Source organism: secondary endosymbiont of Heteropsylla cubana (genome assembly GCF_000287355.1).
Taxonomy (GTDB): domain Bacteria; phylum Pseudomonadota; class Gammaproteobacteria; order Enterobacterales; family Enterobacteriaceae.
Window position 1 is genome coordinate 653429 of sequence record NC_018420.1, and the last position, 23512, is coordinate 676940.

The window sequence follows — 23512 nt, forward strand, 5'->3', positions numbered from 1 at the left end:
TAAGCAAATATTGTAATATTTCTTATACTATTATAAACAAGTTGTTCAAATTGAATTTGAATTGTAATGTTTTTATATAATAAAATTAGTTGATATAATATATGATTAGTTTATGTAGTATTTGAAATATTTTTTTTAAAAGATCTTTAAAAGTAAAGTTCTTTATAAAATTAGAGAAGATTTACAATTTGTAACTAATAGTTCAATAAAAGTGTTTATTTTTCTTTATATAAACAATGTGACGAAATATTTTTTTTCTAGCAATAAAATATTAAACATTAAGAATAAAATAGAGTAAATATTAATTAACATACTAAAATAGTTTCACTTTTGTTAAAAAGTGATTGTTTTCGATAGACTGATAAAATATCGTTTTCTATTTTTTTATATATTAAAGAGAATATATATCGTATCAGGCGGGAAATAAAAAAATGAAAAATAAATATTAGAAAAATAGAAAGTAATCTATTAATAGTGATGTTTTTTCATAATAGTTTTAGTGAAAATTTTTTTAATGCTTAAAGTATATACTATCGTTAGTATACAGGGTGATGTGCACATATGTCTAACACTTTATTTTTAATGCTTTGGATTAAAGCATCATCGTCTATATTATCTAATATATCACAAATCCATTGTGCTACATCACTTACTTCAGATTCGTTGAATCCTCGTCGAGTTACAGCTGGTGTGCCTATACGTAAACCAGAAGTAATAAATGGACTTTGCGGATCATTAGGTATGCTATTTTTATTTACGGTAATATTGGCTCGACCAAGAGCCGCATCAGCTGTTTTTCCGGTTAAATTTTTACCTATAAAGTTTAGGAGAAACATATGATTAAAAGTGTTTCCAGAAACAATATTAAATTTTCGTGATAAAAAAACTTTTACCATTTCTGTGGAATTTTTAATTACTTGCTGTTGATAAAGTTTAAAACTTGGCTCTGTTGCTTCTTTTAATGCAATAGCTTTCGCAGCAATAATATGCATCAAAGGACCACCTTGTGTACCAGGAAATACACTAGAATCAAGTTTTTTATATAGAGCTTTATTGCCACCATTAGCTAAAATCAAGCCACCGCGTGGACCAGCTAACGTTTTGTGAGTAGTAGTAGTGACAACATGGGCATGTAGAACTGGATTCGGATATATTCCTGCAGCGACCAGACCTGCTACATGCGCCATATCTACAAAGAAATATGCATTAATGTTATCAGCAATCAAGCGTATTTTAGCCCAATCAGCTACGCCAGAATAGGCTGAAAAACCAGCAATAATCATTTTTGGTCTATGGAGTATAGCGAGGTCTTCTAGTTGATCATAATTAATTTGACCAGATTTATTTGTTCCATAAGATACTATATTATATAGTTGCCCGGAAAAGTTAATTGGGGATCCATGAGTTAAGTGGCCCCCGTGAGACAGACTCATCCCAAGTACGGTATCTCCTGGTTTTAATAAAGCAGCATAAACAGCAAAGTTAGCCTGAGATCCTGAATGAGGTTGTACATTTGCATAATCGGATCCGAAAAGAATTTTTGCGCGGTTGATAGCTAGTTGCTCTATTATATCAACATATTCGCATCCACCGTAGTAACGATATCCAGGGTAACCTTCAGCGTATTTGTTGGTGAGCTGTGATCCCTGTGCTTGCATAACATGTGAACTGGTATAATTTTCAGATGCGATAAGTTCAATATGCTCTTCTTGGCGTGTAAACTCTAGTTTCATAACCCGCCATAATTCAGGATCATAATACTCAATACCTTTATTAGACTTTAACATATTTTTCCTACAATTACAATTAACATAAATAATAAATTTCAATAAATATTAACATCAGAAATGTAAAATTAAGTCATTATGTTTTTATTTGTGCTATAAATTAATTTTTATATTATTTTAGAATAAGTATAGATAATTCTATCAATCTGTATTGAATAATTCTTTTTTAATGATCTTTGTTATTTGAGGCGATGTATTTTTTTAGTTATCTAAACCGAAACGCTTTCTAGCGAGAAAGCAATCATAATAAATTGGGTTTAGATAATAAAGATCTTCTTTTTCTTTGTTGATATGTCAATTTTCCATGATTAAAATTTTATATTTACTATAAATAAATTAGTGATCTTATTTTTTTTCGGAAATCACGACGATATATATTATAAATATTGTTAACCGATAATTTTTATTCTTTTTTTTTGAAAGAAATGTATTATATTGAGTTTAAAGTATTAATCGTGATTTTTACAAACAATACTATGTGTTATTTTTACATAATTTAGTTCACAAAAATAGGTTTGTTAGAACAGTTTTTCCTATATTTGATGCTTTTATTAATTGTTTTACTATTGATTATAGTAATAAATAAAAATAATATTTTTATATTATTAATTTCAGATTGTGTATATTTTTAATTTTCAACGGTTTAGTAATTTTACTATATTAAATAGTAGTCATCTTAAGACATTCAATTAAATTTATGGGGTTTTTGAAGTGTTGTAACAAAATTAAATGTTTTGAAGATTAATAAGGTGGTAATTAGAATTATTAATAATATATTGCTTGTTCAATAGATTAAGCATTATTTTATATGTTTTCATAGAAAGAAGTTGTGTGGGTTATTGATAAAAATAATATTTAATTAAACGTAATTTTGTAAAAAGCTAATTTTTTTGGTTTAAATTTTCAAATGATAGCCATATACCCTAATAATGTTAGCTAAAAACCTAATTTTGTAAAATATGGTTAATCTTTTTTTAACTATATTTTAAGTTTCTATAGAATGTAGAATTTTAATTCTATCTAAAATTCTTTTTTTTAAGATTATATACTAATACAAATAATATACTTAGATTATAGAAAAATTAAACTTCTGAAGTTAACCGTAAGCCGGGTTCTGTCGTGGACAGTCATTCATCTAGACCACTACTCACGTAGTGGCTCAAGCGACCTACCCGAGTTCAGTGCGGGCCGCACTATGTGAACTCCTATTTGGCCTTGCTCCGAGTGGAGTTTACCATGCCGCGAGAACTGTTACCAGTTGCGCGGTGCGCTCTTACCGCACCTTTTCACCCTTACCTCATTACGCCGTTTGGCTAAGGCGGTTTTTTTTCTGTTGCACTTGTCGTGGATTTTCACCCCCCAGGTGTTACCTGGCACCCATACCCTGTGGAGCCCGGACTTTCCTCCCCTTGATATATTGTTCTATTTAATGAATATAAAAAGCAGCGACTGTCTGGTTAACTTCACTATTTATTATAGACATTTTATAATATTTATCATCTTTTATTATCGATAATATTATAAAAGAAAATTTTTTTGTATTTTAACGTTTATTAACAAAAGATATCGTTTATGTAAATTAGATAATTGCATAATTAGCTTTAATCTAACTTATTTTTTTTGTGAAAATTTCAAGCTTATTAAAAGTATTAATTTTCTTATTAAGATTCTGTGAAAACAAAATAGTATATAAAATTTATATGAACGAATTTTTTATTTATTTTTAGCATGAATAGCGATAAATAGTTATTTTTGTTTTTCTTTGTATTTCTTGAATACAAATATATTATTATAATAATAAAACTAGATTTGCATATTAAAAAAAGTTTCAACTATTTTTTTTATATCAATTTGTCTACTATTTTATTATTATAAGCTTTTAACAGCAATGTAACAGCTTCGCAAGCAATTCCTTCACCTCGACCGATAAAACCTAATTGCTCAGTAGTTGTCGCTTTAATATTAATATTAGTTATGTGACAATTGAGATCTTGTGAGACATTTAATCGCATTTGATGAATGTATGGTGTTATTTTTGGAAACTGAGCAATCAGGGTAATGTCAAGATTACCTAGATGATAATCTTTATCAGAAATTTTTTTCCAGATTTTTCGCAGAAGCATACGACTATTAGATCCTTTAAAAGCAGGATTATTGTCTGAGAAATGTGTTCCTATGTCACCCAACGCAGCAGCACCAAGAAGAGCATCAATAGTAGCATGTAACGCAATATCTCCGTCAGAATGAGCTAGTAGGCCATGACTTTCAGAAATGTGAACTCCACAAATGATCAGTGGATTGTCTCCACCGAATTTATGTACATCAAAACCGTGTCCGATACGCATGTAAACCTACTCCTGATTAGTTGATTGAAAAAAAAACGAGCGAGAGCTAAATCTTCCGGGTAGGTTACTTTAATGTTATCTGAGCGCCCTGGTATAAGTAGAGGCGAATAACCACAATACTCTAAAGCTGAGGCTTCGTCTGTAAGATATGCTCGCTCTAATAATCCTCTTTTAAGACAATTTATTAGTAAGTCTCGCATAAAAATTTGTGGAGTTAATGCATGCCATAAATCCTCACGTTTAACTGTATTAGAAATAATTTTTGATCCAGGATGAGAGCGCTTCATAGTATCACGCACCGGTATTGCTAGGAGTCCACCTATTTCGGTATATGCAGTTATCGAGAGTAGTCGACAGAGATCGTCTTGATGTAGGCAAGGGCGTACAGCATCATGTATTAATACCCATGATACTGAACTATTTTTAACGTAATTCAAAGCAGCCATAACTGATTCGGCCCGTATTGACCCACCTGTTACAATGCTTACGCGTGAATTGCAAGCAACTGGTAATTTATGAAACCATCGATCTGATACACTGATTACAACAACAACTTCACGAATAGAGGGATGATAAAGCAGTGAATCAATAGCATGTTCAACTAAAGTTTTGTTATCAATAATAAAATATTGTTTTGGCAAAGCAGTTTGCATGCGTCTTCCTATTCCGGCTGCCGGCAATATACCAATCACATCTGGATTATGTGTTATTGATGTACTTGTCATATGATTTTCTTATTGTTTTATGTTGCTATTTTTTATTTTTTGAATTTTTTAGTAATAGGCGATAGGAGCTCTCTTCTTGTTTAATCATGCAAAGTATGTTTCGTGCACGTTCTTCTATAGCTTCTTTGTTATCATTTAAATTTGCAATTTCTATAAAAAGTTGATTGTTAAGGTTTTTTTGAGTTTTTCATTGCAATGTGTTTGTATTGCAACATCTTTTTTATAGGTAATAAGTCGTTTATACCATTTTTACCTTGCCATGGTGAATATTATGTCCATCCAAACATGGATATTAATAATAACGTCAGTTTGTGCATAGTTTTCCTTAATTCTTTCTAAAATTATTCCATCATATTCTTTTAGAATGTATAGTAACTAAAAATAGCTTTAATATTTTACGGGTTGATTGTATAAGATTAGATCTTATCCACCTAAGTTGTATTACTTAAATCAATAATCACACATATACTGGATTATAAAAAAATTAATAAAGTATTAATTTTTATTAAAAATATTTTATTATTCTAGTCTATTAACTTATTTTTTAATATAGTTATATAGCTTTATATTATCTATATAAATAATAAAAATGAAAGCATAACTTGTGTTTGTTAAGTAAACATAGACTTTAAATTTTTATTTAGATGTTATTACACCTAAGATACCTTAACAATCAATATTATATTGAAAATATCAACCTGATTGATCATTATTTTAAACAGGAAATCAGTTTGTATAATTAAAGAATAAATTTATGAGCATTAAGCAGTTTGTTTAAAAGTTTTAATTGTTTTCTAATGTAAGTTACTAGAACAAATAGAGACTACATATTAATCATTAATATGATGTTGTAAAATTAACCTGATATAATTTTATGTGTTATTAGTTATATTTATATACAAGGTACTGGAGGTTGTGATTATTAAAATCAAATGCAACATTTTAATGTATCCTCAATGAGGATCTCTAGTCGGATATTTTTGACAGGTAATTGTTATAATTGATTTAAAATAGATGTTTTTATAACGATGTAAATTATTTTTTTAATTTTTTTAAGTAGTTAGTTATATTTTGTATTTAATTAAGATTAAATCAAAGTTAGTTAATAGTAGTCTATAAATGTTTCAAGTAAAAAAAAATAAAAAAATTTTTATTTAGTATTAAAATGATTATCAGCTATTTTTATTAAATTTAGATTTAAATTAATTTAATAAAAATATGGGTTGATAACTAAATAAAAAGATCTTAAGAGGCCATGCTATAGAAGATATAACTTAAAATGTACTATAATAATAGTATTAACTTTTTTTTGAATGCTGTTCTAGATAATAAATTTGTTAACGTTATATTTTATATATATTAGATTTATTAAAATATTTAGCATGTATTAATTAAACATGCGCACCATATTTATGGTATGTCTCATAAAGTAAAGAGATAAAAATCGCTTATTATTTTATATAATTTAGAAGGCATATCAATAGCTATTATCTCTATTAAGTCATTACAATTACCTAAAAATAATATTTAAATAAATAGTCAAATGTTAAAATCTTATTAATTAATATTCTGATATTATCATTTTTCAGTATAGCTGGTGCTATTTATAGCAATTAGGCAGAGATTGTAATAAAAATATAAATATTTTAATAACAATACTATTGTTAATGATAAAATCTATTTTATATAATTTTTATTAAAACTTATTGTATATAATATTTATATTAGTAAGAAATAATATGTAAAAAAACAATGATTATTTGCAGTGTAAATAACTTGTTTAGATATTTTAAGTTAGAATTCTGATCATGAAATCAGAATTCTATTAAGTAAGGTTAGATATTAAAATTATTTAGTAAAGGTAATGTCTCAAAAGCTTGTTATTTTTATTTTTTTTGAAAAGTATTTTCGATTCGTTTTTTTAGTTTTTGACCTGAACGAAATGTTACTACCCGACGTGCAGTGATTAGAACCTTTTCACCTGTTTTTGGATTTCGTCCTGGTCGCTGGTTTTTATCACGGACATCAAAATTACCAAATCCTGATAATTTTATCTGTTCGCCGCTTTCTAAGGCCTTGCGCATTTCTTCAAAAAAAAGCTCTACAATTGTTTTTGCGTTCCGTTTACTAAATTTAAGTTTTTTAAAAAGATATTCTGATATCTTAGCTTTTGTGAGTGTCATAAATTTAACTCCTTAAAGATGCAGCAAATCGCTGTTTTAATATTGAGATGCATTTTGTAACTATACTGCTAATTTCCTTTTCTTTAAGTGTACGAGTGATATCTTGTAAGATTAAGCTAACACCTACACTCTTAAATCCGACTTGCACACCCGGACCTCTATATACATCAAATATATTTATATTAACTAATTGATTTTTTATTATTTTTTTGCATTCTTTTATAATCGCAGCTGCAGTTACATCATCAGGAACTAATAAAGAAATATCTCGTCGATTAGCAGGAAAGCGTGAAATTTTGTTCGCCATAGTCAATTTATATGTAGTAAGTTTCTTCCATATAAGTTCGAAAACTATTGTAGGATTATTTAAATTTAGTCTTTTCTCCAGCTCAGGATGAATAACTCCGATAAATCCAATAGATTCGTTATTTAAATAAATTTCAGCGCTTTGTCCTGGATGAAGCGCTGAATGTTTTGTGATTTTGAAATCAATATCATCTACTTTGCAAGTAAGATCAAGTATCGCTTCTAGATCACCTTTAGCGTCATAAAAATCTAAATTTTGATGTGGTTGATCCCAATGATTATTAAATCGAGAGCCAGAAATAACAGCTCCTACCATCAAATCTTGACGAATACCAAAATCTTCTGCATCATCGGGAATAAAGCAAAAACCTGTTTCAAATAAGCGAATACGATGTTGCTGTCGATTCTGGTTATAGAGAAGAGCTCCGATTAGTCCAGTCCAGAGTGATAAACGCATAGCTGACATATCTTGAGATATTGGATTAGCGACTATTAATTGCTTTTGCTGAAAATGTAGTAACGACTGAATTTTTGGATCGACAAAACTATAAGTAATAGCTTCTTGATAGTCACGATCTACCAGCAACGTTTTAACTCGCGCCATTGGAAGAACATTATCACACTTGTTTTTTGAGTTTAGTTGTTCTGTGTTTACCTTTATGATAGGAATTGCTTCGTAACCGTATATTCGAGCAATCTCTTCTATTAAATCTTCTTCGATAGACAAATCAAAACGCCAGCTTGGCCCGATAATTTGCCAACCTTCAGAGACATAACTTACCTGACAACCAAGATGTTTGAGGATTTTTATTACATCTTCATCTGAAATTACATGACCAATTAAGCGATCAAGAGTAGCTCGACGCAAAGTGATATTGGTTAATTGAGGATAGGTAGATAATGAAGTTATGTTGATAACTGGACCTGGTTGACCACCACAAATACTAATTAATAGATCCGTTACTCGTTCCATAGCATGCGGCTGTAGAGTTGGGTCTACACCCCGTTCGTATCGTTGAGATGAATATGTATGAAGTCCATAATGGCGAGCATATCCTATAATAGCTGATGGGTTAAAAAAAGCACATTCTAAGATTATGTCAATAGTATTTTCGGATATTGTTGCAGCAGATCCGCTGAAAATTCCTGCTATTGATATAACTTGGCTGTAATCAGTAATTACTAAGGTATCTGGTAAAAGTTTCAGTTCTTTCCCATCAAGCAACTTCATTGTTTCACCATCTTTAGCATGACGGACCACAATGCGTTGTTCGACATGTGCTAAATCAAAAACATGAAAAGGTTGTCCTAGTTCAAGAAGTACATAATTCATAATGTCTGTTATAACATCTACGATAAAAATGCCACATCGACGTAGTTTCTCTTGCATCCAGAGTGGTGTTTTAACATGTATATCAATGTTTTTTATAATCCTACTTAAATATTGTGGGCAAGCCTTGATTGCATCGACTTGGATAGGGAGTGTATCAATAACTTCTGGAGGAATCATTTTGATTGTTGGCATTTGAATAGGGAGATGATTATATGATGCAACATCACGAGCAATCCCTAGTAATCCTAGACAATCTGCACGATTTGGTGTAACATTAATATTGATAGATTTATCGTTAAGTTGTAAATAAGTATGTATATCTTGTCCTATAGGTGCTGCATCTGGAAGTTCAATAATCACATTATTAGGATGATGATTATAATTAATACCTAGTTCTGAAAATGAGCAAAGCATGCCTTCTGATAGCTCACCACGTATTATAGTAGACTTAATTTTCACATTTCCAGGTAAAATAGCGCCCGGAATAGCAACTGCCACATGAAGGTAAAGGCAGCAATTCTTCGCACCACAGACGATGTTTAACAAATTTTTTTTTCCGATGTCTACTTTAGTAATGCGTAACTTATCTGCTGTAGGATGTTGTTGGCATCCAACAATACGACCGATCACTACGTTAGAAAAGTAACCAGAAACTGGTTCAACACTTTCTACTTCTAGTCCTAACATTGTTATTTGATCAACTAATTCCTCGCTGTTTATATCTGGATTTATCCATTCACGTAGCCAACGTTCACTGACTTTCATTTATTAATCCCACTTTTATTTAAATTGCTTAAGGAAACGCAAATCATTTTCAAAAAAAGCACGCAAATCAGTAATACCGTGACGTAGCATGGTTAGTCGTTCGACTCCCATACCAAACGCGAAGCCAGAGTAGATATCTGGATCTATACTAACATTGCGTAAGACAGTTGGATGTACCATCCCACATCCCAACACTTCTAGCCAACGACCATCTTCTCCTAATATGTCTACTTCGGCAGAGGGTTCGGTAAATGGGAAATAAGACGGACGGAAACGTATCTTTAGTTTTTTTTCAAAAAAAATATGCAGAAAATCATGTAATATTCCTTTTAGGGCGCTGAAACTAATATGGTTATCAACCATAAGACCTTCCACCTGATGGAACATTGGTGTGTGTGTTTGATCGTAATCGTTTCGATATACTCGACCTGGTGAAATAATTCGAATTGGAGGCTTTTGTTCCTTCATAGTACGAATCTGTACTCCTGAAGTCTGAGTTCGCAACAGCCGATTAGTATCAAACCAAAAGGTATCATTATCCGTCCGCGCGGGATGATAAGGAGGAATATTGAGCGCATCAAAATTATGGTAGTTGTTTTCAATTTCTGGCCCAGTTATTACTGCAAAACCTAATTTTTCGAAAAAACATTCAATGCGTGAAATACTTGTCGACACTGGATGAAAACTTCCATTTCCGATGAAGCGTCCTGGTAGTGAAACATCTAACATTTCAACAGAAAGTCGTTTTTGTAGAGTTAATTTTTCTATTGTTTGTTTTCGATCGGTTAATGCTTTTTGAATCGTTTCTTTTGCTTTGTTAATGATAAGACCTAATGGTGCTCGTTCGTTTGCTTTAACATTTTTTAATATTTTAATTTTTTTATTAAGCAACCCTTTTTTTCCTAAATATGCAATTCGAATTAGGTCTAAAGTTTCAAGATCATTGGATCTTTCGATATCTATCTTAGCCTTCATAATAAAATCTGTAAGATGTGGCATTATTTCCCTCTTATTTTTATCGCAGATAACATCTCAAGAATTGGGTAAGAGGAACATTGATTAATTAATTTCATTATATAAAAAAACACTATTAAGCAGTTCCTCTTAAAAGATTTATTTTGACATGTTATGCTCTTATATTTTTTTTATATATATGCTATGTATGTTAAATATTTTATCTTTAGAATCTTTAATGATATGCAGTTTTTCTTGTTAATTTTATGTATATTTTAACAATGTTGATTATTAACTGGTCTATTTTTATTATATTGATTCTTAAAAATATTGACCTTTTTCTTATCAAAAAAATAGAAGTAGTTTGCTTTGTATGTCGGCAATATATCCTAATATATAACAGGTATAGCAAGCATTACTAATTTGAGGTGTTTAATTCGTTATATTAATCTTATAGATTAGATCGGTGCATGGTTTTGATTTCCGTTATAGCTTCAGATGAAGAGGTGTAAGTTAAATCTCATAAGTTATATTATATAGAGCTATAAACTGCATATAATTTACAGTTTTTTTATCCTATCTTTAGAATTATTTTAATTTGAATTTTTTTTGCATATTTTGTTAAAGATTTTTTAATTTGTTGTTTGTTTTTAACAATTTGTTCGATAGGATTATTGTAGTTATTATGTTTATAATTATTTCAATTGTTTAAATAAGGTATTATGTCATAAAGTAATCTAAATATTTTATTAATAATTATTTTATATTTAAACAAATTAATTAATAAAATTACATAGATAAAATTAGAATTAAATACTTGTTTAATCAATAAAATAGTACTCGAAATTTGCATTCGATAGACTAACGAGTCATTTTTTTTGTGTAAGGGTTTCTTCTTTTTATTTCACGTAGGGTTGATCAATTTAAGCGTCATAGTCAATTACAGATAGATTTTTATAAAATCTTCTAGATGTTAATTAGACTACTTGATTCCTCTATTCTTTTATAAAATATACTGTGAAATTGCTTGATGTAATTAGTTTCTAATTTTCTAAAAAGTGAATTATTTAAAAAGACCTTGTTGTTTATAACTTTATTTCTATGAAAAAACCTCAATCTATATTAAAAGAGAGAGGTTTTTTAGTTTTATTAACTAGTAAGCCTCCAATTAAGGAGGCTTACTAGTTTTTTCCTTTTTGTTAATATATCGAAAACATGCAGAGATATAACTTCTAAAACGATACATAGAGAGTGGCATACGTATATTTTTATTACCTTTTGCAGTATAGTAAGCAATTTAGATAGTATTGAAATCGATAAACAAAAGGAATTAAATTTCTAATTTTTGAAATGTTTTCTTATGCCAAGGCACTTTTAGCTGTATCTGTTAAAACAGAAAAAGCAAGTGTGTCAGATATAGCTATATCAGAAAGTACTTTACGGTCTATTTTAATAGAAGCTTTTTTTAAGCCATTAATAAATTGACTGTAAGAAATATTGTTTTTATGGGCTGCAGCATTAATACGAGTAATCCACAGTTGACGGAACTGACGTTTCTTTTGACGACGATCACGATAAGCGTATTGACCTGCTTTGATAATCGCTTGGAAGGCAACGCGGTAAACACGTGAACGAGCTCCATAATAACCTTTCGCTTTTTTCAATATCTTTTTGTGACGTGCATGTGCTACAACACCGCGTTTTACGCGCGCCATATAGTTTCTCCTAAAGTCTTATCCAAACCGAATTTAAATGATCCTTATGCGTAGGGAAGGCAACGAATAACTAACCCTATATCACATTTTGAAACAATAGATTTTGGACGAAGATGCCGCTTTCGCTTGGAGGATTTTTTGGTCAAAATATGACGCAGATTAGCGTGCTTATATTTAAATCCGCTTGAAGATGTTTTCTTAAAGCGCTTTGAAGCACTACGTATTGTCTTAACTTTTGGCATGAGTGATCTTTACTCCGAATTATAAATAATATGAATCAGTGAGGAAAACTAATTAGCTTTAAACAACATCGAATGTTCATGCCTTAGTGTGTTTTTTAGGTACGAGAACCATGATCATCTGTCGACCTTCAATTTTAGAGGGGAAAGATTCAATTATTGCTAGTTCACTCAGATCATCGCGAACGCGTTTTAGCATTTCGATACCACTTTGTTGATGCGCCATTTCACGCCCTCGGAACCGGAGGGTAATTTTAGTTTTATCGCCGTCTTTTAAAAAACGAACAAGGTTGCGTAGTTTTACTTGGTAGTCGTTTTCATCGGTACCAGGACGGAATTTAATTTCTTTCACTTGAATTATTTTTTGCTTTTTTTTCTGTTCTTTACTTGATTTACTCTTTTGATACAGGAACTTTCCATAATCCATTATTCGGCAAACTGGTGGTTCGGCGTTAGGGCTAATTTCCACTAAATCGATGCCAGCTGCTTCTGCTTTTTCGAGTGCTTCTTTTAAGCTGACAATACTAATTGGTTCTCCGTTAATACCTGTGAGTCGAACTTCTGAGGCTCGGATTTCTTTGTTGATTCGATTGGGTCGTGTTGATTGAACTCGTTTTCCACCTTTAATACTTTATCCCTCCAGTTGATGAAGATTACGGCTGTGAATTTCTTTCTTCAGTTTAGCTATAATTTCGTGAACATTGATACTACCAAGGTCTATACCTCGACGGGTACGTACGGATACTTTTTCGGTTTGCATTTCTTTATCCCCACAAATAAAAATGTAAGGTATACGACGAAGAGTATGTTCCCTGATTTTAAAACCTATTGTTTCATTTCTCAAGTCTGCTTTTACTCTAATATTAGCTGTGAATAGCTTTTCTGTCACTTTTTCGACATATTTAGATTGATTTTTAGTTATGTTAATTACTACAACCTGTATTGGAGATAACCAGGTTGGATAAAATCCTTCATATTCTTCTGTGAGAATACCAATAAATCGTTCCATAGAACCTAAAATAGCACGGTGAATCATGACTGGTACGAGCCATTTGTTATTTTCAGAGACAAAAAAAGCATTTAAGCGATTAGGTAGTGAGAAGTCGAGTTGTACTGTACCACATTGCCAAGCACGTTCGAGAGAATCAAGAAGTATAAATTCTATTTTAGGTCCGTAAAACGCTCCTTCTCCTGGTTGGTATTTGAATGGAATATTGTTGTTTGTTAAAGCTGTCGCTAAATCTTTTTCAGCTCTATCCCAGATATTATCACTTCCGATGCGTTTTTTTGGTCGAGTAGATAATTTTACTGCAATATTTTTAAAGCCAAATACGCTGTACACATCATAGACCATTTTAATACAGCCATTTATTTCCGTAGGTACTTGGTCTTCACTGCAAAATATATGAGCATCATCTTGTGTAAATTCGCGCACTCGCATTAAACCATGCAATGAACCAGATGGTTCGTTACGGTGACAACTACCAAATTCGGCAATTCGAAAAGGAAGATCGCGATAAGATTTTAGACCTTGATTGAAAATTTGTACGTGTCCAGGACAGTTCATTGGTTTGATACAGTATTCTTTATTTTCAGATGATGTGGTAAAAATATGTTCGCTATAGTTTTCCCAATGTCCGGTTTTTTTCCAGAGAGAACAGTCTATCAAAAAAGGGCTCTTTACTTCCTCATAGTGGTAAGCTGTAAATTTCATACGAATAAATTTTTTTAGTTCTCGAAACAGGGTCCAACCGTTATTATGCCAAAATATCATTCCAGGAGATTCTTCTTGTATATGATACAAGTCAAGTTGCTTACCTATTTTACGATGATCGCGTTTTTCTGCTTCTGCTAAATGTTTTATGTATATATCAAGATGTTGTTTGTCTTGCCACGCAGTACCGTAAATACGCTGTAGCATTTTGTTATTTTTATCGCCTCGCCAGTAAGCACCGGAAACTTTTTGAAGATTGAAGTGATGACAAAAGCGCATGTTAGGTACATGGGGTCCTCGACACATATCAATATATTCTTCATGGTGATATAGCCCAGGATGTTCTTTCATGCAAATATTTTCATCAAGTAAAGCAACTTTATAGTCTTCACCTCGTTCTATAAAAATATCTCTGGCTTTTTTCCAAGTTACTATCTCTTTAATAACATCGTAATTTTTTTCGGCTAGTTCATGCATTCGTTTCTCGAGGATTTTAAGATCATCTTTCGTTAAAATATGGTCAAGATCGACATCATAGAAAAAGCCTTTATTAGTCACTGGACCAATAGCCATTTTCGTTTGGGGCCACAGTTGTTTTATGGCATGTCCAAGTAAGTGTGCACAAGAATGACGAATAATGTTGAGAGCTTCTTCATCTTTGCTGGTAATGAGAGTCAGTCTAGAATCTTGATTAATTAGATCAACAGCATCAATAAAAGTTCCATTAATTCGGCCAGCAATACAGATTTTGGCTAGAGTAGGTTTTATCTTAGAAGCGATATCAAGGGGAGAGATAGGATTAGAAAAATATTGTTGACTTCCGTCAGGAAAAGTTATAATAGGCATGATTGGTTTCCTTTATATATAAAATTTGTTGCATAAAATAGCAACAATCTTTCCCTTAATAAGCAATGTTTTTATCTGCATACTGCTTCTTTTTTCTAATAATATTTTTTTATTTTAGGTGTTATTATTGCTATAGTTTTAGTTATTTGAAGTTTATATGTCATATGAACTTAAATATATTCATAAAAGTGTTAATTAGATTATAGTAGTATAAATCACTGAGTTGCAATAATGATTTATTTTTTTTTAAAATTTTATCATGATAAAAGTAGTAATTTTTTGGATTATTGAACTGATCATAGAGCTATGAAAAGCTTTTCTTTAATATTTTTAACTCATTAATTATAATTGTTCCGGATATATTAACCTCCTTCCTTTTATACTGTATAGGTTTTTCAATAACCTACTTTATTGGTTTAGGTGTAGTCTGAATATCAGTTATTAAATTTAATAGAGATAAAAAAAATAAAAAAATACAATATTTTCTACATAAAACGATCTGCCTATATTATAGTATCCTATACACAATTTTTATTAAAGTGGAGAAAAATCTTTTATTTTAATTCAACCTTAAAAAAGACATCGTATCTTGTGTAAAATATAAGTAATGATGTAATTTTTTTATAATGAGATTTCTTGTATTATTCTAAACTGTTTGATTTTCTTATGAACTTAGTTAATAACCTTATTTAAATTACTTAAATTGCAGTATTATTATATATTTAAGTGCAAAGTTAAAAGTGGTTCTTAATCTTAAAAGATAAGCTAAATAGAAATTTTATCATTAAAATATCAGTAAGATATATGTCTTTATTGTAAAAAAACAGATGATGACTATAGTATATATTTTTGATAGATGTCTATATAAGCTTTTTAAGCGACCAAATATTTCTCTCAAAGAGTTATTTTCTTCAAGAGTTTATTATAAACACATCCATATATTATCAATAGACGTGTGCGTGCTATAGAACACTCGACTTTAAAGTGATATTAGCATTATAAGTAAACAATTTTCTAGAAATTAGCGTGATGCAACTAATTTATAATATGAGTTATATCGTTCTTTTTAAAAGAACAAATGATTTCACGATCATATCGTAACGTTTATTATATATTTTCTAATAGATGAATAATTTGGTTAACAACAATTTTAGCGCTTTGTTCATCAGTTCGGATAGTGATGTCTGCGATTTCTTCATACAAAGGATTACGTACAGAAGCTAAGGTTGTAAGGACTGAACGTGCTGGTGTTTCAAATTGCAATAGAGGACGTTTTTTATCTCGCTGTGTACGAGCCAACTGTTTTTCAATGGTAGTTTCAAGATAAACAACAACTCCTCGAGCTGAAAGGCGATTACGTGTGATCTTAGAGCTTATAGAACCACCTCCCGTCGCTAATACAATTCCTTGTTTCGTGGTAATCTCATTAATGATTTTTTCTTCTCGACTACGGAACCCGTCTTCTCCTTCCACATCAAATACCCAGCTTATATCAGCTCCAGTGCGTCTCTCAATCTCTTGATCTGAATCGATAAAGTCTACATTAAGTTGTTGAGCTAATTGACGACCAATAGTGCTTTTACCTGCTCCTATAGGTCCAATCAGAAAGATGTTACGTTTTTCTGCCATGTTCTTTTTACTAAAATGATTTGTTAATGACAACCCGCCCCGCCAATCAAATTAGCAGCGGGACCTAAAGTGAATTCGCATAAGCATTAATGCAAGAATTAAGTGAAAATTATCTCAATACTTCGGGTTATTTGGCAATCGATTAAATCGATATCCATACGATAAATAAAATTCTTCATATTATTGTTTATATTACTATTATGAGTAAAAAAAATATCCTCCTGTTTTTTATGTTTATTCAAAGGTTGAAAAGTCATCAATATTTTTAATGACGTTGTTTTTTTTAGAAATCATACCCTTGCTATTATTATAGATAGTACCACTATGTTTTAGTTATGCGAACTGAAACATAGTTCGATAAGAGTTGTGAGGTAGAAAATACTTTGTATATCTACTAAAAACTCTTTGTTTCGTTTTTTTAGAAATAGTTATTTTACCTTGATTATTTATAAAAAAATCAGTTCATCTACTCTATGATATTACATTTATTAATGTTGTATTTTATCTTTATTTAAAGAACATATATTTATTTAATATGTTTTACGGCATTATAGATAATGTCTTTATGGTAATAATTTTTTAATTTTAATTAGCTTGATTTCTTAAAATATTATGGTTTTAGTATTGTTACTATCGATTTTTTTGATAAAAGTAAGAAAAGTTAGTTTGATTTCAATTAACTCTAAGATCCATTTAAGCGCAATTCTCCTCATGATGTTTTATATTGGTACATTTTTACTGGTTACCACTACAGATGTTTAATTTTATAGTTAATGAGCATGAAATGTAAGCTTAATATAATATAGATATTGTTTTAATGTAAACTTATCAGTTTTACTGATAAAAAGAAAATAATCACGACATTTTAATAAAATTTTATCTAGATTAAAAAGAATTTCAGAACAGTTTTTATCGCATGAAAAAGGCTAAAATAGTAGCTATATCAAGCGATATGTAATATACCAGAATACATACAATAAAGGATTTGAGGTATCTACGTATTCGTTGAGCTGTTTTATATATATTATAAAAGTTATTTTATATGAATATTTTTTGTTACTTTTAAAATCTAACATCAAATAGACAAAGAAGAAACTAGAACAATAAAGATTGTTTTACTAACTAAGGAATTATTTTAAATAAAACTGATACTGAATTGTGTGTCTTATGTTGTTTAGATGTTAAATATTATAGATAGAAAAAACTATTAAACTTTTTTAACTGTAACTATACAGCAGTATCTTGCTACTAGATATATTTATATTTTTAATATTCAGGTAGTTTTTTTGTTAGTTTAAAATTTTTTTTCACATTGCTGATTTTCATATAGATATTAATAAATAATTTTAGTAGATGTTTATGATATTTATAAATTGTCAGAATATTTGATTTCAGACTTTGAGAGATCTCTAAATAAACAGTATAACTAAGATTATAGCTCTTTTTGTAAAGACAGCACAAAAAAAAATCAACAACGTATTTATTAGTACATAAGAATATACTTGAGTTTTTAGAAAAAAGTACTGTTTAGTTCGGTAGATAAGATTACTTATCCTAATTTATATTAGTAGTAAAATTAATAGTAAAGATTACTTTGTTTTTATTAACTATTTATTGTAGTAATTATTAACAACTAATTAGTTGATAGTGATTATTATATCAGCGTTTTTTTTTGTATGATCGCTTGTTGATAAACATAGATCAAACTTTAAGCTCTACTATTTAATGGTTATATTGATTATAAGTTATATTCAATTAATTGAATCATTTTTTTTAATATCGAAGATATTAAAGATGAATAATAACATTTATATAAAAAAAGTCTATTACGATTCAGTATATAGTAGGTGAAATATATATTTAAAAAATCCTTAAGAAGAGGGTCTGCACTTTAATGAATCTAAACTAATAAGAAACTTGTATTTTTAATTGATATAAATGCTTTTAAAAAAAATATTTTTATAAAAATACGCACTAGATGAGAGATGTGTATTGAATACTAATTCATTAGTAGATAGTAGTTATTAACTTTTTATAAGAAAAAATATATAGTAAATTATATAATATAATAAATATTAAAATATATTTTTAATAATTCTTATTTTAATATATTAAAAAATAACAATTAATAATGTATTTTTTTATAAATATTTTTAACGTAAATAATATTATTATAAATGATAATATCATTTACAATAATATGCTCATAACTTAAATTGTAGGTATATTCAGGAATATATCATTATATATAGAACAATCTGGAAAAATTATTATATCTTCGATGTTGTAAGGTCGCTATTTTATAGTAAAACTTAATTTAGAAGTAAATTTCTTTTTTTATCAGTATGGCTCAGAACAACCAAAATAGAATTTTTAATCATCTAAGAAACTGCGAAGAACTTCAGAACGGCTTGGATGACGTAACTTGCGGAGTGCTTTTGCTTCGATTTGACGAATACGTTCTCGCGTAACGTCAAACTGTTTTCCTACTTCTTCTAAAGTATGGTCAGTATTCATATCAATTCCGAATCGCATGCGTAAAACTTTTGCTTCACGCGTAGTCAGACCGGCAAGTACGTCATGTGTAGCTGAACGAAGACTGTCTGACGTAGCAGAATCTAACGGTAATTCAAGAGAGGTGTCCTCGATAAAATCTCCTAGATGTGAATCTTCATCATCGCCGATAGGCGTTTCCATCGAGATAGGTTCTTTAGCAATCTTAAGCACTTTCCGAATTTTCTCTTCTGGCATAAGCATACGTTCTGCGAGTTCTTCTGGCGTTGCTTCACGCCCCATTTCTTGCAACATTTGTCTAGATATGCGATTAAGTTTGTTGATTGTTTCTATCATATGTACTGGAATGCGGATAGTACGGGCTTGATCAGCGATAGATCGAGTAATGGCTTGACGGATCCACCAGGTGGCATAAGTAGAAAACTTGTAACCACGACGATATTCAAACTTATCTACAGCTTTCATCAAACCAATATTGCCTTCTTGAATCAAGTCTAAAAACTGGAGACCACGGTTGGTATATTTTTTAGCGATAGAAATAACCAAACGTAGATTTGCTTCGACCATTTCTTTTTTTGCTCGTCGTGCTTTGGCTTCTCCAATTGACATGCGGCGGTTAATATCTTTGACTTGCCCAATACTTAAACCTGTTTCTTCTTCAATTTGGCGCAATTTTTTCATTCTTTTTAGTACGTCTGCATCAACTTCATGTAGATTTTTAGACCAAGGCTTATTCATCATCAAAGCAGATTGAAACCAACTTGTGCTTGTTTCATGTCCAGAAAACAACATGATAAAATTTTTCTTTGGCATCTTGCTTATTTCTACGCAAGATTTCATAATTAAGCGTTCTTGAATACGGACGCGATCCATCATGCTGCGCATTTTATTTACTAGGTGTTCAAATTGTTTCGGTACCAAGCGAAACTCTTTAAATACTTCGGAAAGATTCAAAATTTCAGAAGCAGATTTAGGATGGCTTCGTCCTCTAGTTTTGATGACGTGACAAGTAATTTCATATTGTTTTCGTAATGCAACAAATTTTTTTTGCGCTAATATTGGATCAATACTATTATCATCGTCTGTATTTTCATCTTCGTTATCTTCTTCATCCTCTTCACTGTGATTAGAAAGTGAATCAGGTGAAAGTTCATTTGCGATCTGATCTACAATAGAGGGGATATCTTCTTTTGCATTAGGGTCTACAAATCCAATAATCAGATCAGATAGCCGTGCGTCGCCAGATTCGACACGATCGTACTGATCGAGTAAATATGTGATAGCCTCAGGATACTCTGCTACGGAGCACTGTACCTGATTGATTCCATCTTCAATGCGTTTAGCAATATCGATCTCACCCTCTCGAGTCAGAAGTTCTACAGTACCCATTTCGCGCATGTACATACGTATGGGATCAGTTGTTCGCCCAAGTTCGGCTTCTACGCTAGATAAAACCTGCGCGGCAGCTTCTGCTGCATCTTCGTCTGCATCAGATGTAGTTTCAGCTAATAAAAGATCATCAGCATCAGGTGCTTCTTCCATTACCTGGATGCCCATGTCATTTATCATTTGTATGATATCTTCAATCTGATCGGAATCGACGATATCTTCGGGAAGATGGTCATTGACTTCCGAAAAGGTTAAATACCCTTGCTCCTTACCACGCGTGACAAGTAGTTTGAGCTGTGACTGCGGGTTTTGCTCCATAAGACAGTATCCACACTTCAGAGTAATATTCTGTATTAGTTCATCTATTATAACGAACCATCATTAAGAGAACGACACGTTTTTCTAGCCGAAGATCAATATGGCATTTTTCAGGTTTTTATTCCATTAAATATAGGTAATGTAACTTGTTTTTTTTAATGTTTTTTTGCTAATTCTTGGTTTAGCGACCAGAGTTCTAGACGTTCGTTAGTTGTTAATCCTCGTGTTCTATCGCGAGCAATCAGCGTTTCTTGATGGTGTTCAAGTATAGAATCGTAAAAATTTTTTAGGGTATCGACAAATGTTGTTTCAATCATTTCATCTATAATTAAGTGGTTCCAAGTTGCCAAGGTTTCAAGTTGGGAGTAGGTTCTATATCCTCGATAGCATTCTAGTAGTTGACCGTTTGTTAATTTTGGTTGAGACTGGCATATGTTTACTAAACTAATAAATAGCGCAATGCCGGGTATATCTATCCTATCTAGCCCTTCTACGCTAGGAACTAAGGTAGAAAGTTGTGGATTTTGCAGTAGCAACGCTATTAAAGTACGCATAGTTGTGCGTTTTATTTTTGGTTGCTGGAAGTTATTTACCTGAATAGTGGATTTGGGTAGTAACTTTTCCAGTCGAGCATCATCAAGGATTCCAAGTTTATATCCTAACTGTTGGCGTAGGTAAAGCCGTAACGTATTACCTGGAACTTGTTTTATTAGTGGTAGTGCTAGTGTACTTAATTTAGCTCGGCCTTCTTGGCTGCTTAAATCTATTTGTCGCATGAGAGTTTCAAATAAGAAGGTCGAGAGTGATTTGGCTTTTTCAATATATTGCTGAAAAGCGTTTTTACCAATTTTACGTACTAGCGTGTCGGGATCTTCTCCTCTCGGTAAAAACATAAATCGTAATTGACGGCCATCAGTTAATGATGGTAGTGCATATTTTAACGCACGCCATGCCGCTTTTTGCCCAGCTTCATCACCGTCATAACAACAGATTACTTGATCAGTGACACGATAAAGTAGTTGGATATGCTCCTTAGTAGTCGAGGTTCCTAATAACGCTACCGCGTAGTTAATGCCAAATTGTGTTAGAGACACTACATCTATATATCCTTCAACTACAAGTAGACGCGATAATTTTTGATTTTTTTGTTGTGTTTCATATAGTCCATAGAGTTCGTGTCCTTTATGAAAAATATCACTTTCGGTGGAGTTTAAATATTTCGGTTGCCTTGTTTTGTCGAAAATTCTTCCTCCAAAAGCAATAACTCGCCCACGTTTATCTCGGATAGGAAACATGATGCGATTACGAAATCGATCATAGGTATGTCCATGGTGATTTACCACTAGCATTCCGGTATGCTGGAGTAAATCCTTGTCTTCACCTAAACAGATAAAATGTTTGTAGAGATTATTCCAGCCTGGCGGTGCATATCCGATAGAAAAATAGTTAATTATTTTTTCACTTATTCCTCGTTGTTTTAAATAGTGACGTGCATCTGATGCCGTTTGTGTCTGTAAAGATTGTTGGTAAAATTGATTAAATTTATCCATCAGATCGTATAGATTTTTTCTTCGATAGAGTTTTTCTTGATTCGATTCAACATTTCCTTCATAAGGAACTTCTAGTCCTTGTTGGGTAGCTAGCTCTTCAATAGAATCTATAAATTTTAATTTTTCATAATGCATAAGGAAATCAATGGCATTACCATGAGCACCGCAGCCAAAACAATAGTAAAATTGTTTTTCTCTTTTTACAGTAAACGACGGTGTTTTTTCATGATGAAACGGACAGCATGCCTGAAAGTTTTTTCCCTGCTTTTTAAGCTTTACTCGTGCGTTAATTAAATCGACAATATCGGTTTTAGCTAACAATTCATTAATAAAAACACGTGGGATTTTTCTAACCATAAGCTATGTACATTCAGCATTTAAAAAATAAATGCCAATCCATCTAAAATGGACAGCTTGATTTTGTTTGCAACATGTAGGTTGTTTGTTATTCATGTTGACAAGATTTGTCAGATTACTGATAATTTAGTAAAGACGAACACGTCGTGCATTTTCTCTAGCTAATTTTTTTGCATGACGTTTAATCGCAGAAGCTTTTGCTCGCTTACGCTCCGTTGTTGGTTTTTCATAGAACTCGCGTCGTCGAATTTCAGCAAGAACCCCGGCTTTTTCGCAGGAACGCTTAAAACGACGGAGTGCTACGTCAAAGGGTTCATTATCACGGAGTTTAATTACTGGCATGTACTCTTACCTCAATGCTATGTGAAAACTCTTCGTTAATCTATAGTTTTTTATAATTTACTTAATTATACTCTAGTTTTTGAAGTTATAAAACATAATTTTCTTGCGATCTATCTAAAAAAATATTTTTTTTAATATCAGGTTTATATTATTACACTAATTTGAGTATGTCTAAATATTATTTTTTTAAAAATGAATATTTTCGATGCTATCTTCATAAAAAATATCTTGGGTTGATTTATTTGTTTAAATTGGTAATTTAAATTAATAAAAATTTTAAAATATTCTATAAATATTATAGTTTTATGAGTTAGAGAAATTGTTCTGTGGATAAAATTCGTTAGTGTATTATACTGATGAGCTTGCCAGTGTTCGTTATAGTAATTTTTCAAAATTATTATAGGCTTGAAGAAATAATGATTATTAGTTTATTTTTTTTAAATTTATTAAATACTTTTAAAGTGCCACTTTTATATTAATCAGGTATCATTTAATTTTTTT

15 protein-coding genes and 1 other RNA gene are annotated in these 23512 nt (G+C 30.9%); all 16 read right to left on the bottom strand.

The annotated features are described in order from the left end of the window. Window positions 1-536 precede the first annotated feature (536 nt). Complete coding sequence (gene glyA, locus A35E_RS01710; protein ID WP_014888958.1) at window positions 537-1787, bottom strand: serine hydroxymethyltransferase; 1251 nt, start codon at window positions 1785-1787, stop codon at window positions 537-539. Between the two features lie 1088 nt (window positions 1788-2875). Then, window positions 2876-3252, bottom strand: an RNA gene (gene rnpB / locus A35E_RS03015) — RNase P RNA component class A. Window positions 3253-3628: 376 nt separating this feature from the next. Then, window positions 3629-4132, bottom strand: a complete 504-nt coding sequence (gene ispF, locus A35E_RS01715; RefSeq protein WP_014888959.1) for a 2-C-methyl-D-erythritol 2,4-cyclodiphosphate synthase — start codon at window positions 4130-4132, stop codon at window positions 3629-3631. Continuing rightward, window positions 4078-4857, bottom strand: a complete 780-nt coding sequence (ispD, locus tag A35E_RS01720) for a 2-C-methyl-D-erythritol 4-phosphate cytidylyltransferase (RefSeq protein WP_014888960.1) — start codon at window positions 4855-4857, stop codon at window positions 4078-4080. The genes ispF and ispD overlap by 55 nt, the downstream gene beginning before the upstream one ends. Before the next feature lie 25 nt (window positions 4858-4882). Next, complete coding sequence (locus A35E_RS03275; protein WP_326544380.1) at window positions 4883-5011, bottom strand: septum formation initiator family protein; 129 nt, start codon at window positions 5009-5011, stop codon at window positions 4883-4885. Between the two features lie 1732 nt (window positions 5012-6743). Continuing rightward, entirely contained in the window at window positions 6744-7040 is a 297-nt protein-coding gene (locus A35E_RS01725; protein WP_014888961.1) for an integration host factor subunit alpha, read from the bottom strand. A gap of 4 nt (window positions 7041-7044) precedes the next feature. Next, the gene (gene pheT / locus A35E_RS01730; RefSeq protein ID WP_014888962.1) at window positions 7045-9444 is read right to left on the bottom strand and encodes a phenylalanine--tRNA ligase subunit beta; all 2400 of its coding nucleotides are present in this window, start codon (window positions 9442-9444) and stop codon (window positions 7045-7047) included. 15 nt (window positions 9445-9459) lie between these two features. Next, window positions 9460-10443: a phenylalanine--tRNA ligase subunit alpha gene (gene pheS, locus A35E_RS01735; protein WP_014888963.1), complete on the bottom strand. Its 984-nt coding sequence runs from the start codon at window positions 10441-10443 to the stop codon at window positions 9460-9462. Window positions 10444-11756: 1313 nt separating this feature from the next. Continuing rightward, window positions 11757-12113 (bottom strand): 50S ribosomal protein L20, encoded by a 357-nt coding sequence (gene rplT / locus A35E_RS01740; RefSeq protein ID WP_014888964.1) that lies wholly within the window; start codon window positions 12111-12113, stop codon window positions 11757-11759. Between the two features lie 44 nt (window positions 12114-12157). Beyond that, entirely contained in the window at window positions 12158-12355 is a 198-nt protein-coding gene (rpmI, locus tag A35E_RS01745; protein WP_014888965.1) for a 50S ribosomal protein L35, read from the bottom strand. 76 nt (window positions 12356-12431) lie between these two features. Beyond that, window positions 12432-12980 carry a translation initiation factor IF-3 gene (gene infC / locus A35E_RS01750; RefSeq protein WP_071818285.1) on the bottom strand — a complete coding sequence of 183 codons (549 nt, stop codon included), beginning with the start codon at window positions 12978-12980 and terminating at the stop codon, window positions 12432-12434. 3 nt (window positions 12981-12983) lie between these two features. Further along, window positions 12984-14912 (bottom strand): threonine--tRNA ligase, encoded by a 1929-nt coding sequence (gene thrS, locus A35E_RS01755; RefSeq protein WP_014888966.1) that lies wholly within the window; start codon window positions 14910-14912, stop codon window positions 12984-12986. A gap of 1107 nt (window positions 14913-16019) precedes the next feature. Next, window positions 16020-16541 carry a shikimate kinase AroK gene (aroK, locus tag A35E_RS01760; RefSeq protein ID WP_014888967.1) on the bottom strand — a complete coding sequence of 174 codons (522 nt, stop codon included), beginning with the start codon at window positions 16539-16541 and terminating at the stop codon, window positions 16020-16022. Window positions 16542-18914: 2373 nt separating this feature from the next. After that, the gene (gene rpoD / locus A35E_RS01765) at window positions 18915-20762 is read right to left on the bottom strand and encodes an RNA polymerase sigma factor RpoD (RefSeq protein WP_014888968.1); all 1848 of its coding nucleotides are present in this window, start codon (window positions 20760-20762) and stop codon (window positions 18915-18917) included. Between the two features lie 155 nt (window positions 20763-20917). Then, window positions 20918-22669, bottom strand: a complete 1752-nt coding sequence (gene dnaG / locus A35E_RS01770; RefSeq protein ID WP_014888969.1) for a DNA primase — start codon at window positions 22667-22669, stop codon at window positions 20918-20920. A gap of 126 nt (window positions 22670-22795) precedes the next feature. After that, complete coding sequence (gene rpsU, locus A35E_RS01775; protein ID WP_014888970.1) at window positions 22796-23011, bottom strand: 30S ribosomal protein S21; 216 nt, start codon at window positions 23009-23011, stop codon at window positions 22796-22798. Window positions 23012-23512: the final 501 nt, after the last annotated feature.